Genomic DNA, 13,023 nt, shown 5'->3' with positions numbered 1-13,023 from the left:
GTGCAGCTCTTTTATGGTAGGCATTTTTGGCCAGACACAAAAAAGAGGAAAGGAAACGCCCAAATAATTCTACATTTTATAATATTTGAATGGCACGAACAACATTCCGAAACATTCTCCTTTTTCTTTGTTGAGGTGTTTATGGTGTATTTTATGGGCTTTTCGTAATCCGATGAGGTATTTGTTTTTGGTGTTTTTAAACCATTTAAAACGCTGATGAATCAAGACATCGTGAATTAGAAAATAACAAACGCCGTAAAGTGTGATTCCGCAAGCAATGAAAAACAAATAATTAAATCCGGCTTGAACGCCAAAGTAGAATAAAATAATACTTGGAGTGGCAAAAATGACAAAGAAAATATCGTTGCGCTCAAAGGTGTTTTCGTATTTCGGCTGATGATGATCAGCATGAAAATACCACATAAAGCCGTGCATTATGTATTTATGCGTGAGCCACGTAACACATTCCATGAAAAGAAAAACGCCTAAAAAGATTAAAAAAGAAATCATTTTATAAATGTTGAGGTTTTAAAATTATCGTTTTATTGGTTTTGAGTTTAGCTTTAATTTATAAAAGGTTAACTCAAAAGAGTTTCGGTTAATATTCTCCTTTCGACGAAATGACAAAAAATTATGATTAATCTATACTAGTTTCAATTTATAAGTCACAAATGACTGTGCCAAAAGTCCCGCTTTGGTATAATTAGAGACACGAATTCTCGAATTTCCAATCTCGTAGTAAGGTGTGTGTTTTAGCTTTTGAAGTAGTTTTTTGTAATAAACATAAGCGGTGTAAACCCCAAATTTTGCTTCAATTGGTAATTTTACAATTCCTTGATAGGCAATTCTAAAATCTTCTTCGATTTCTTTTATGATTTCATTTTTCGAATCTTCGTTGAAATTATTCAGATTCACACCTGGAAAATAAGTGCGATTCAAGATCGTATTATCGTCTTTTAAATCTCTTAGGAAATTGACTTTCTGAAAAGCAGAGCCTAAACGCATGGCTTCGTTTTTCAGCTGTTCGTATTTATGATCTTTTCCAGATACAAAAACTTTCAAACACATTAATCCGACCACATCGGCAGAACCGTAAATGTAATCTATGTATTCGGTTTGTGTTTGGTAATTTGATTTTATAAGATCCATCTTCATGCTTTTTAGAAAAGCCTGAACTAGATCATCGGTGATGTTATATTCTTTTACAGTCTGTTGAAATGAATTCAAAATCGGATTTAAACTAATGCCCAATTGCATTGCTTTGTAATATTCTTTTTCGAAATCTTCAATAAGATATTCTTTTTCATAATCATGAAATGAATCTACAATTTCGTCTGCAAAACGAACAAATCCGTAAATGCTGTAAATGGCATCTCGAATGCTGGGTGAAAGCATTTTTACGGCTAGCGAAAATGAAGTACTGTAATTTTTGGTTACCAGTTTGCTGCATTTGAAAGAAACGGCGTCGAATAGTGATTTCATTTTTTAAGATCTAAAAGATTTTTGAATTAATTCAGCTGCGAGTTTTCCTGAAATTAAAGCAGGCGGAACACCTGGGCCAGGAACCGTTAATTGTCCTGTGAAATATAAATTCTTGACTTTTTTGCTTTTTAATTTTGGTCTTAAAAAAGCGGTCTGCAAGAGGGTATTGGCCATTCCGTAAGCATTTCCTTTGTAGGCGTTATAGTCGTTTACAAAGTCGTTTTTACAAAATGATCTCTTAAAGATAATGTTATTTTTTATTTTTTGCTGCGTAAGTTCTTCAAAGCGAGTGATTATCTTTTCGAAATATTCTTCTCGTAACGCTTCGTTATCTTCAATTCCAGGCGCTAGCGGAATTAAGAAAAATCCAGATTCCATTCCGTTAGGAGCCGCAGTCGCATCTGTTTTGGATGGAAAATTGGCGTAGAATAAAGGGGCGTTAGGCCATTTTGGATTATCGTAAATATCTGCAGCATGTTGATTGAAATCGACATCAAAAAATAAAGCGTGATGCGAAATGTTTTCTATTTTTTTATTGAAACCAACAAAAAATAGGAGAGAAGATGGAGCAAAAACTCTGCTTTCCCAATATTTTTCAGAATACATTCTGTGTTCTTTTTCAAGTAAAATTTCCGAATGATGATAATCGGCACCGCTCAAAACAACATCGGCCTTAAGAATTTCACCATTAGTTACAATTCCTTTAGCTATTTTGTTTTCAACAATTATTTTATCAATTGGCGAATTGGTTTTAATGGTTACGCCAAGTTCTAATGCCAATTTTTCTATTCCTCGAATAACATCAAACATTCCAGTTTTAGGATGCCAAGTTCCTAAACCGAAATCGGCATAATTCATAAAATTATAAAAGGAAGGTGTTTTAGATGGTTTTGCTCCAAGAAATAAAACCGGAAATTCGAGAATCTGAATTAATCTTTCATTCTTGAAATTTTTCCGAATATCGGTACTAACATTTTTAAAAAACTGATTGAGTTTTAATGCAGTTTCTTTGGTAATTAATTCAAGAGGAGAAACTCCTGGGCGATAAACCAAATCTTTGATTGCAATGTCATAATTGCTTTTGGCTTGGTCAATAAAGCTTTGCAGTTTTTGACCGCTTCCTTTTTCGATAGTTTCAAAAGTATATTTTATCTCTTCTAGATTATCATAAATGCTGATGAAATCATCCATTCCGAAATAAACACGATAGGCCGGATTTAATTTTATCAGTTCATAATAATCAGAAGGTTTTTTATTGAAGTCTTGAAAAAAGCGTTCAAAAACATCTGGCATCCAATACCAGCTTGGTCCCATGTCAAAAGTAAAACCCTCTTCTTTAAATTGTCTGGCGCGCCCGCCAATGGTGCTGTTTTTCTCGTAGACAGTAACTTTGTTTCCTTGTTGTGCAAGGTAACATGCGGCTGCTAAAGAAGAGAAGCCTGAGCCTATTATTTGGATAGTTTTTCTCATTTGTTTAACAAATATAAGAAAAACTTAAACAAAAATAAATTAAAGCATGTTAATAGTTTCTTCCATCGAATCAAAAACTCGAATTCTGTCTGTTAGGACTTTCTCATCAATGTATTCGACCATTTTACCCATAAGCCAGATTTCGTTGTTTTTCTGCAATAATTTCTGTCCCATAGATTTTACATATTGATTAATTACACTTCGGTCTGGTTGAACAGTCATAAAGGAAATAAACGTAATGTTCTCAAAATGTTTGGTTAAATCCTGCAGGTTTTCAATTGGCATACTTTCTCCCAGATAAATAGTTTTATAGCCTTTATCAAGGATTTCGTATTGCAGGTATAATAATCCTATTTGGTGAATTTCGTTTAGCGGAAGTGATAAAACAAAAATCCGGTCGGTTTTAATAGGTTTTCTAATTTGTAGACTTTCTGTGTAAATCAATATTTTCTGCTTGATTAAATGACTCATGAAATGTTCATTTGCAGGAGTAATCGTTTCAGACTGCCATAATAATCCCAACTCTTTTAAAAGGGGTAAAAAATGTTCTTTAAAAACTTCTTTAAATGTTTTTTCAGTAATAAGCCAATCGAATGTATTGAAGAATAATTCTTGATCAAAGTTCATCATCGCCATTTTGAAAGAAGTGATGGCGTAGTTTTGAGAATTTTTCTTCGAAATTATTTCGCGTACCAGTTGTGGTATTTTTTCTTCAGGATAGGTTGCAATTTTAGAAATCTTATAGCCGTATTCATGCAGTAACGTAATGTTTAAAAGTTTCTGCAGGTTTTGAAGATTGTAAAATCTAATATTAGTATCGGTTCGCATAGGTTCAAGGATATTGTATCTCTTTTCCCAGATGCGTATGGTATGCGCTTTTATTCCAGATAAGTTCTCAAGATCTTTAATACTGAAAACAGTTTTAATATTGTTTATCATTTTTCGCGATTAAGTCAACAAATGTAAAATAAAATCTTATATGCGACCTTAAAACTACATTAAAAAGATAGAGAATTAGAGGTTTACGTATTCATAATATATTTTTTACCTAAAATCAGGTATTTATTTCTTAAGAAATATATTACTTTGATAAAAAACAAAACAGTCTATCAGATTAAAATCTTGACAGACTGTTCTTATTTTTTTTACTTTATGTATTATTTGCAGAAAGTGGCTCTATTTTTTGCGGCGCTTTGGCTTCCTAATTCAATTGCTTTTGTAAAATCCTTACAGCAATTTTTCTTATCACCAATTTTGTTGTAGGCCAATCCTCTTAAATTGTAGGCAACATAATCTTTTGGGTTTAAACCTAAAGAAGCTGTGCAATCTTCAATTGTTCCTTCGTAGTTTTGCAGTTTGTAATTGACATTGGCTCTGCCGGTAAAAGCGTCTGCATTCATGTCGTCTAACTCGATTGTTTTGCTAAAGTCCGCTTGAGCGCCTTTTAAATCGTTTAGCTTGAATTTTGCCACGCCACGGTTCTGATAAGCTTCGACAAATTTAGAGTTCATGCTGATGGCTTTGGTATAATCGGCGATTGCGCCTTTTGTATTTCCAGCTTCAGCTTTTTTCATGGCTTTGTCAAAATAGCCTGTTGCAGATTGCGCCCAAGTCGAGCACGACACCATTATAAATGATGCTAATAGTAGGTTTTTCATAAAACTAATTTGGGATTAGTGATTTAATTATTTCCCAACGAATTTAAGAAAGTTTTTATGTTGTGAGAAAATTTCTTTTGGTAAATGAAGAAATAGTAATAGAAAATTAAAGGAGGTTTTGTAAAGGTCTGTTTTGAGTTTTGGTATTCCTTAAAAAGAAAAAAGGCCAAGTAAAATAATTACTTGACCTTTTGTGACCCGACTGGGGCTCGAACCCAGGACCCCATCATTAAAAGTGATGTGCTCTACCGACTGAGCTATCGAGTCTTCATTTCTTCAATGAGGGTGCAAATATAAGTACTTTATTTAGCTTAACAAGCCTTTTTTTTAATGAATTTTGAAATAAATTTTTATTAAAGAGGTAAGTATTTGTTTTGTAGTGAAATATGTTTTGTTGCAATAAGTCTTGATTGTAAATAAACATGCAGTCTTTTGGTGAGATTTAATTATTTTAAAGATGAGGTTCTTGAAAAAAAATCAACTTAGTGATTAGTTGGGAAAATAAGAACAGCTCAAAAATAGTTTTATATTAGCTACTTAATTAACTTGGATTTTTCAAAATAGAGAAGGCAATCAAGTTGTTTTATTATATTGTAAATTTTGTATATGCTAAAGTCGGGAACGAGTAGGTTTTTTAAAAATCTAATAATTGTAATAGTTTTGACCGGTTGTCAAAATTCAAAAAAAGAAATCTATTCTTCACTTGAAAAATTTGATGGTTCTTTAGATTCGTTAATTATTGGTAAAGTTTACGATAGACCACAAATGTTGGTTTTCCAAGGAGATACTTTGTATGGTGGCACAAAAGTTATTAAAGAAACTTGTTATCAGCTTCTTGGAAATGATTCTATTAAAGTAGACGCTAATTGTCATTTATATCAATTTAAAAATAATGAATTAGTACTAAACTCAACAGAGACAGCACTTGGAGAAAAATTTGTGCAAAAGTTTATTTATTTCAAAGATAAGATTGATAATAAGTTAATTGATGATTTAAGAAAAATTAAATCTGATACAGTATATTTTGGATGTCTTAGGGAATATGATGAAACGGGGAACTTATTGAAAAAAGTGAATAATAGTAGTTGGCAAGAAGTTCAAAAAGATGGAGCATTAGTTGTTGCTGAAAACCGCGTTTTGGAAGTTTATAAGTATAATCTCGATAATACTGTAACTACATGGAGAAAAGAATATTTTAATAAGCAGTATAATGTAGATAGTTTAAGAAATACTCGTGTAGAAAAATTTATCGAGAATAAGTCTAATACGTGGCATTTGGATAAATACAATTATTTATATAAGATGGATAAACATGGTAACTGGGTGGTTAAAAAAAGTAATAGAAAAGAAAATCCAGATGTCTATTATAGAGAAATAGTATATTAATTACTGTTTGTTTTTACATACAGATGTGGTGATAAGATGGAGTGTAAAAAAGTAAACAAATAAAAAAACGCCTTTTTAAATAAGGCGTTTTAAGTTTAAAGCAGTATAAAAATGTGACCATGGAGGGATTTGAACCCTCACGCCCTTACGAGCACCACCCCCTCAAGATGGCGAGTCTACCGTTTCTCCACATGGCCTAAAAAGAAAAAAGGTCGAGTAAAATAAATTACCCGACCTTTTGTGACCCGACTGGGGCTCGAACCCAGGACCCCATCATTAAAAGTGATGTGCTCTACCGACTGAGCTATCGAGTCATTGCTTTCAAGAAATTTAATTTGTTAACCACAAAATTTGTGACCCGACTGGGGCTCGAACCCAGGACCCCATCATTAAAAGTGATGTGCTCTACCGACTGAGCTATCGAGTCATTTAATTTCTTGAATGCGGGTGCAAATATAAGGAGTTTTTTTTGAAGTTTCCAAGCTATTTTATCATAAATTTGTCTTTTTTTTGGAAAAATTCCCAAATGCTTAGTTTATAAGGTTTTATTAATATGAAAAAAATTGTGTTGTTAGGTTATATGGGCTGCGGAAAGTCCACAATTGCCCAAAATTTGTCAAAAATTACAAATATTCCGTTCTTAGATTTAGATAAATGTATCGAAGAAAGAGTAAATTTATCCATAAATGAGATTTTTGAGAAGCACGGAGAAGTGTATTTTCGAAAATTAGAGCATGAAATGTTCGTCGAATTGCTGCAATCTTCAGACAACAATATTATTGGTCTAGGAGGGGGTACTCCGTGTTATGCCAATAATCATGAATTATTAAAAGGAGACGATGTGGTATCTGTATATTTAAAAGCATCAATTGACACCTTATATAATAGATTGGTACATAATAAAAGCAAACGTCCTTTGATTGCCAATATGAATGAGGAAGAAATGAAAGAGTTTATCGCGAAACATTTATTCGACAGAAGTTTTTACTATAATCAGGCAAAACATAAGGTTTCGGTTGATGATAAATCTGTCGAAGAAACGGTTCAGGATATTTTAGGTATATTAACTTAAAGAAGCATAGTCGCCGTTTTCTGAATTGAAAACAACTTGAACATGCTCTAGTAAGGAAGTGGAAAGCGAAATTCCCTTGAAATCTGCTTTTACTGGATATTTTTTATGATTTCGGTCAACAAGTACTGCTGTTTTGAATTTTTTAAGCGGAACGTCTAAGAAATGACGAACAGCATAGATTAATGTAGTTCCAGAGTTCAATACATCATCAACTAGAACTAAGCCTTTGTTTTTGTATTCTTCAGGGCTTAATGAAGTTTGTATGGCTTGTTGCGGATTTTGTTTGTTTATTTTGACTTCGCAGATCGAAACTTTTAAGGTTGAAATATTGCTAAGCGCCGAAGCGATTTTTTCGGCAAAAAGAAATCCGTTAGAAGCAATTCCGGCAATAACAACTTCTTCTTCGTCTACAAAAGTCTCGTAAATTTGGTAAGCGATACGTTTTATTTTATGTTCGATTTCTTGATTGGTCAAGATTATATTGCTGCTCATAGTGTATTTTTTTTGCTAAGATAATTAATTTAAAATCCAATATAGAAAATCCAAATTTCAATCCTTAAGGAAAGTTTGTTTTGATTGTTTGAAATTTGATCACTTTTTGGGAATTTGGAGATTGAAGTTTGAAAATTTATTCTATTTCTTCTTCTTCATCATAAATATCGTCTCCGTAATCGTCAATGTCTCTTCGGTCTTTCTTGGTTGGACGTCCTGCGCCAGTTCTTCTAGAATGTTCTTTAGATAATTTTAATAGCTCTAAATGTGCAAAAGCTTCTGGAGGAGTTTCGTTTTTTTGGTAAATATCTACCAGCTTTGCTCCAACTCGATTTTGCGGAATGTCTAAAACCGTTATAATTTGTGTAATTTGATCTTTTCTAAATGTAATTCGGTCTGTGGGAAAAACTTCTTTTGAAGGTTTTGCAACTTGCCCATTTACAGTGATCTGATTCTTTTTGCAAGCTTCGGTTACCATGTTTCTAGTCTTGTAATATCGAACGCACCACAAGTATTTATCTATTCTCATAATTTTTCTAAAATCCAAGTTAAATTCTTTACAAAAATAAATCAATATTGTATCTTGCGCACCTAAAAAAATGATAATAATGAATAAATTTAAATATTATTTTGTTTTGTTACTTGCTGGTCTTGCCATCGTTTCTTGTAATAAAAATGACGATGATAAAACAGAAGTGGTTCCTTTGAGGGATTATCAAGAGCAATTTAATACTGATAATGCAGATATTGAAGAGTATTTAAAGACAAATTATATTACGGTGACAGCAAATATGGATGTAACAATTTCGCCCATAACTGATGCTGCTTCACAACCCTCAATAATGTCTTACTTAGACAGTGCTACTTATCCAAAGTTGGTTTTAAGAGAAATCCCATACATACATGGAATAACTTATAAAATGTATTATTTGATTTTAAGAGAAGGTAGTGGTGTTGCTCCAATGAATACAGATGGTGTTTTAACTGCTTATAGAGGAGAATATTTAAAACGTGTTGAAAAGACAGATACAGAGCCAGAACACTTAACAACTACTTTCTTTGATCAGGTTATATATCCAAAGACTGTTATTGATATGTATGTAGGTAATGTTATAAAGGGATGGAGTGAGACCTTTCCTCTGTTTAAAACTGGAACAACGACTTATAATGGTGATGGGACTCCAAATTACCAAGATTTTGGTGCGGGTGTTTTATTTATACCTTCAGGATTAGGATACTATGCTGCGCCACCGTCTTCAAGTACCATTCCAACTTATGCGCCTTTAATCTTTAGCTTTAAGCTTTATGATATTAGAAGAATGGATCATGAAAATAATGGTTACTCTAATGGTGTTTTATTAGAAAATCCAGATGGTGTATTTGATTATCAGGAAGATCTTAATGGTGATGGTTTTGTTCGCGATTATAGAGACACCACTACATATCCTAATCCACCTGCTAATCCAGATGATTCAGATGGTGATGGTATTCCGGATTTTCTAGATCATGATGATGATGGAGATGGATATACTACCAGATTTGAACTTACAAAACCTACAGATGCTCCTTTTTCAGGATTAAGCAAATATTATCCTTACGATCCTATTTTGGATAATCCTGCTACTCCAAATGTAGATGAAAGCGAATTGTGGGCTATTCCGAGAAGGCCAACAGGAGAACTTACTGATCCTACAAAGCCGGAGTCGATTACAAATCCTAGAAAATTTGTTCCTGAGGATTATACGGCACCAGGAAGATTAAGAATTCATTTAGATAAAACGTATCCTTATCAAAAGAACTAAATTATAGAAGTTAAATAGAAGCCTCGAAATATTAATTTCGAGGCTTTTTAATTTATGTCTAGCTGTTAAGTGTTGATTTTTAGTTTGTTATACGTTTATTGTAAGGTTTTATTTCTTTTTACGGAATCACGTAAGGATTTTATTTCTTATTGTTATAGATTTGAAAGAATAATATTAAAATTTTACAAAAATGAAAAAAATTATTGCATTGTTTTTAGTACTTACTGCTTTGTCATGTAGTAGCGAAGATCAGGTAAATCAAGAAGTTTCGGCTGTAGGAGATTCAGCTTCAGTTTTAGATGGTAAGATGTTATCATTTAAAAATGAAGAACTTTTTGTTAAAGAATATTCGGATCTCGCTAGCTTAGATTCTGATGAGCTTAAAAATTGGGTTTCTTCAAAAAAGTTGGTTTCATTATTAAATACTTCAGATGATTCTGCAAGTATAGAAGGAGATGTTTTATCTGAATCAAGAATTATCTATTCAGATGCATTAAAGTCAGTTTTAAATTCAGAATCAAAAGTAAAAATTAATGGGAACGTTTTATGGTTAAATGAACGTACTTTTTATTTGCTTTCCAAAAATCAGATTAACAAAACTCCTGAACAACTTGTTGCTGAAAAAGAAAAATTGGAAGTTTATGGCAGTTTGTTAAGCGTGTCTTCTCCTGTGAAAAATACAACAGGTAGAGATGTTATTCCAAATGAAAATAGAATAAAGACCTTTGTTTCGGGAGAGGAAAATTTTAATGTTCCAGGAAGTAGAATTAGACTTGTCCTAGATCTTTATAATGAAACAATTGTTTTGAACAATGTAATTCAATCTAGTAAAATGTATTTAAGATCTACATTGCAATATAGATCATGTTCTACTTGGAGATGCACATGGAAAGAAGCTTCAAATATTAGGGTAATCGATACTTATAGTCTAAGTGGTTCTAATGCGGTGTTGTGGAAATTTTCATTATTTCAGATGACAACTTCAGCTACTCAAACATCATTGATTGCGACATGGAATCCAGCAAATCTTCCTTCGCCAACTGCACCAGCGGCTTGGTATACTAATTTTAATGTCTCTGGACCATTTAAAATTTATGTTGGAAATGGGCCATGGCACGAAGTTCAGCTTTCGTGGTATTAAAAACGGAATATTTTAGTATAAAAAAAACCTCGGAATGCAAATTCCGAGGTTTTTTTATGTTCAGAAAATCTAATAATTATTTTCTTTTGATAACTCTTTCTACAGCTTCAACAATTGCTTGATTGTTTAATTTGTATTTTTCCATTAATTGCTCTGGAGTTCCAGATTCTCCAAAACTATCTTTAACAGCTACAAATTCTTGTGGAGTTGGATTGTTTAAAGCTAATACTCCAGAAACACTTTCTCCAAGACCTCCAAGGTAGTTGTGCTCTTCAGCAGTAACTACACATTTAGTTTTAGCAACAGATTTTAAAATAGCTTCTTCATCAAGAGGCTTAATTGTATGGATGTTGATTACTTCAGCAGAAATTCCCTTCGCTTCAAGAGCTTCAGCAGCAATAAGAGCTTCCCAAACTAAGTGTCCGGTAGCAATGATTGTAACATCAGTTCCTTCGTTTAATAAAATTGCTTTTCCAATTACGAAAGGCTCATCAGCAGGAGTAAAGTTAGGTACAACTGGACGTCCGAAACGTAAATACGCTGGGCCATGGTGATCTGCTAATGCTAAAGTTGCAGCTTTAGTTTGGTTGTAATCGCAAGTATTGATTACAGTCATTCCAGGCAACATTTTCATTAAACCAATATCTTCTAAAATTTGGTGAGTTGCTCCATCTTCTCCTAAAGTTAAACCAGCGTGAGAAGCACAGATTTTTACATTTTTATCTGAGTAAGCAACAGATTGACGTATTTGATCGTAAACTCTTCCTGTAGAAAAGTTCGCGAAAGTTCCAGTAAAAGGAATTTTTCCACCAATTGTTAAACCTGCAGCGATTCCGATCATGTTCGCTTCAGCGATTCCGATTTGGAAAAAACGCTCTGGGTGATTTTTCTTGAAATCATCAAATTTTAATGATCCAATTAAGTCAGCACATAATGCAACAACATTTTCATTTTTTTGACCTAGTTCAGTCATTCCCGCTCCAAAACCAGAACGAGTATCTTTACTTCCTGTATTTTCGTATTTTTTCATTTTGTTTTTGCTATACGCGATAGGCTATAGGCAATAGGCATAAAGCTTATTGATTACTGCTTAAAGCTTTTTTTAATAATCCGCTAAAGTTGAAATGTTTTGACCTAAAGCACTAGCCAATTGATCATTGTTTGGTGCTTTACCATGCCAAGCATGAGTGTGCATCATGAAATCTACACCATTACCCATTTCTGTATGTAATAAAATGCAAACTGGTTTTCCTTTTCCTGTTCTTGATTTAGCATCAGTTAAACCAGCGATGATAGCATCAATGCTGTTTCCTTCTTTGATTTCTAAAACATCCCAGTCAAAAGCTTCAAATTTAGCGCGAATACTTCCCATTGGCAGAACTTCATCAGTTGTTCCATCAATTTGTTTACCATTAAGGTCGATTGTTGCAATAATGTTGTCTACTTTCTTAGCAGAAGCGTACATAATCGCTTCCCAGTTCTGACCTTCTTGCAATTCTCCGTCTCCGTGTAAACTATATACGATATGATTGTCTTTGTTTAATTTTTTAGCTTGAGCAGCTCCCAAAGCTACAGATAAACCTTGTCCTAATGAACCAGATGCAATACGAACTCCAGGTAAACCTTCGTGAGTTGTTGGGTGTCCTTGTAAGCGAGAATCTAATAATCTGAAAGTTGCTAATTCTGAAACTGGAAAATAACCACTGCGTGCTAGAACGCTATAAAAGACTGGTGAAATGTGTCCGTTTGAAAGGAAAAATAAATCTTCTCCAATTCCGTCCATATCAAAACCTTCTTTGCGGTCCATTATGTTTTGATATAATGTTACCAAAAATTCAGTACAACCTAATGAACCACCTGGGTGTCCAGAGTTTACAGCATGTACCATTCTAAGAATATCTCTTCTTACTTGGATCGTTAAATCGCTTAATTGTTGTGTGTTAGGCTTCATTTTATATGTAAAAGTTAAACTGAAGCAAAAGTAAACGTTATTTTGTGGGCAGGCAAATGATTTTTTGCTTTAGTTTTACAGCAATTGTTAAATTTTACTGTTTTTTTTACATTATGTAAAAAAATATCACGGCAGTTTTGCTTTCTAACTTTTTATAAGTGTGTTTTTTACAATTTTGTTTAGCGGTATAAAAAAATCTTGCATATTGCAAGATTTTATTTTTTACAATTTACTCTGTGTCGCCTTCACTGTAGTAATTGTTTTCTTCGTCTTCTGAACCAATATCTTCCTGTTCGTCGTCTAGTTCAGCCCCTGGAATATCTAAATCATTTCCGATTTTGTCGCTATTTTGTTTCCATTCGTGATTGTCCTGATTGATGATGCGCTCTCCCGAAATTTCTTCAGGATTTAGGTCTTCGAGTTTGTTGTCCTGATTATAAATATCTTCGTTTGCTGGATAATCCATGTTTTCAAGATTTCTTTCAATTTGATCATCCTTGATCTGGTCTAATTTTTCTTCTGAATTTATCATGATTTCTAAGACTTTAAATTTTTAATGTAGTTTTATA

At 33.0% G+C, this 13,023-nt stretch carries 14 protein-coding genes and 4 tRNA genes; 4 read left to right on the top strand and 14 right to left on the bottom strand.

Features of this window, described 5'->3' with window-relative positions; translation table 11 throughout:
• Positions 1 to 69 precede the first annotated feature (69 nt).
• The 6 genes from M0M44_RS00325 to M0M44_RS00300 all read right to left on the bottom strand — a co-directional run bounded on the left by M0M44_RS00325 (position 70) and on the right by M0M44_RS00300 (position 4,877).
• The gene (locus tag M0M44_RS00325; protein WP_248728010.1) at positions 70 to 510 is read right to left on the bottom strand and encodes a sterol desaturase family protein; all 441 of its coding nucleotides are present in this window, start codon (positions 508 to 510) and stop codon (positions 70 to 72) included.
• Between the two features lie 132 nt (positions 511 to 642).
• Positions 643 to 1,482: a phytoene/squalene synthase family protein gene (locus M0M44_RS00320; RefSeq protein WP_248728009.1), complete on the bottom strand. Its 840-nt coding sequence runs from the start codon at positions 1,480 to 1,482 to the stop codon at positions 643 to 645.
• A 3-nt stretch (positions 1,483 to 1,485) separates the two neighbouring features.
• A complete protein-coding gene (locus tag M0M44_RS00315; protein WP_248728008.1) occupies positions 1,486 to 2,952 on the bottom strand; it encodes a phytoene desaturase family protein in 1,467 nt (488 codons plus the stop codon).
• Positions 2,953 to 2,991: 39 nt separating this feature from the next.
• Positions 2,992 to 3,891, bottom strand: a complete 900-nt coding sequence (locus tag M0M44_RS00310) for a MerR family transcriptional regulator (protein ID WP_202006145.1) — start codon at positions 3,889 to 3,891, stop codon at positions 2,992 to 2,994.
• A gap of 218 nt (positions 3,892 to 4,109) precedes the next feature.
• Positions 4,110 to 4,610, bottom strand: coding sequence for a tetratricopeptide repeat protein (locus M0M44_RS00305; protein ID WP_248728007.1), 501 nt, complete (start codon positions 4,608 to 4,610; stop codon positions 4,110 to 4,112).
• A 194-nt stretch (positions 4,611 to 4,804) separates the two neighbouring features.
• Positions 4,805 to 4,877 (bottom strand) — tRNA-Lys (locus tag M0M44_RS00300).
• A 339-nt stretch (positions 4,878 to 5,216) separates the two neighbouring features.
• Here M0M44_RS00300 and M0M44_RS00295 point away from each other — a divergent pair.
• The gene (locus tag M0M44_RS00295) at positions 5,217 to 5,996 is read left to right on the top strand and encodes a hypothetical protein (protein WP_248728006.1); all 780 of its coding nucleotides are present in this window, start codon (positions 5,217 to 5,219) and stop codon (positions 5,994 to 5,996) included.
• A 114-nt stretch (positions 5,997 to 6,110) separates the two neighbouring features.
• Here the strand turns inward: M0M44_RS00295 and M0M44_RS00290 are convergent.
• From M0M44_RS00290 to M0M44_RS00280, 3 genes are all read right to left on the bottom strand, one after another.
• A tRNA-Leu gene (locus M0M44_RS00290) sits at positions 6,111 to 6,193 on the bottom strand.
• A gap of 44 nt (positions 6,194 to 6,237) precedes the next feature.
• Positions 6,238 to 6,310 (bottom strand) — tRNA-Lys (locus tag M0M44_RS00285).
• A gap of 40 nt (positions 6,311 to 6,350) precedes the next feature.
• Positions 6,351 to 6,423, bottom strand: a tRNA-Lys gene (locus M0M44_RS00280).
• Between the two features lie 126 nt (positions 6,424 to 6,549).
• Between M0M44_RS00280 and M0M44_RS00275 the strand changes: the two genes are divergently transcribed.
• Positions 6,550 to 7,068: a shikimate kinase gene (locus M0M44_RS00275; protein WP_248728005.1), complete on the top strand. Its 519-nt coding sequence runs from the start codon at positions 6,550 to 6,552 to the stop codon at positions 7,066 to 7,068.
• On the opposite strand, the gene M0M44_RS00270 is transcribed toward M0M44_RS00275, so the two are convergent.
• On the bottom strand, positions 7,060 to 7,560 hold the full coding sequence (locus M0M44_RS00270; protein ID WP_248728004.1) for a phosphoribosyltransferase domain-containing protein: 501 nt from the start codon (positions 7,558 to 7,560) through the stop codon (positions 7,060 to 7,062). The genes M0M44_RS00275 and M0M44_RS00270 overlap by 9 nt on opposite strands.
• Before the next feature lie 136 nt (positions 7,561 to 7,696).
• Positions 7,697 to 8,089 carry an RNA-binding S4 domain-containing protein gene (locus tag M0M44_RS00265; protein ID WP_248728003.1) on the bottom strand — a complete coding sequence of 131 codons (393 nt, stop codon included), beginning with the start codon at positions 8,087 to 8,089 and terminating at the stop codon, positions 7,697 to 7,699.
• Between the two features lie 79 nt (positions 8,090 to 8,168).
• On the opposite strand from M0M44_RS00265, the gene M0M44_RS00260 reads away from it, so the two are divergent.
• On the top strand, positions 8,169 to 9,362 hold the full coding sequence (locus tag M0M44_RS00260) for a BamM family beta-barrel-assembly machinery protein (protein WP_248728002.1): 1,194 nt from the start codon (positions 8,169 to 8,171) through the stop codon (positions 9,360 to 9,362).
• A gap of 190 nt (positions 9,363 to 9,552) precedes the next feature.
• Entirely contained in the window at positions 9,553 to 10,503 is a 951-nt protein-coding gene (locus M0M44_RS00255; protein ID WP_248728001.1) for a hypothetical protein, read from the top strand.
• A 76-nt stretch (positions 10,504 to 10,579) separates the two neighbouring features.
• Here M0M44_RS00255 and M0M44_RS00250 read toward each other — a convergent pair whose 3' ends face one another.
• The 3 genes from M0M44_RS00250 to M0M44_RS00240 form a co-directional block, all read right to left on the bottom strand.
• Positions 10,580 to 11,533, bottom strand: a complete 954-nt coding sequence (locus tag M0M44_RS00250) for a transketolase family protein (protein ID WP_248728000.1) — start codon at positions 11,531 to 11,533, stop codon at positions 10,580 to 10,582.
• Between the two features lie 72 nt (positions 11,534 to 11,605).
• Complete coding sequence (locus M0M44_RS00245; RefSeq protein ID WP_248727999.1) at positions 11,606 to 12,454, bottom strand: transketolase; 849 nt, start codon at positions 12,452 to 12,454, stop codon at positions 11,606 to 11,608.
• A gap of 229 nt (positions 12,455 to 12,683) precedes the next feature.
• A complete protein-coding gene (locus M0M44_RS00240) occupies positions 12,684 to 12,986 on the bottom strand; it encodes a hypothetical protein (protein WP_248727998.1) in 303 nt (100 codons plus the stop codon).
• Positions 12,987 to 13,023: the final 37 nt, after the last annotated feature.

It is taken from the genome of Flavobacterium humidisoli, assembly GCF_023272795.1.
GTDB classification, from domain to species: domain Bacteria; phylum Bacteroidota; class Bacteroidia; order Flavobacteriales; family Flavobacteriaceae; genus Flavobacterium; species Flavobacterium humidisoli.
The sequence above is the reverse complement of the archived record's forward strand: the minus strand, read 5'-3'. Positions and strand labels throughout refer to the sequence as shown.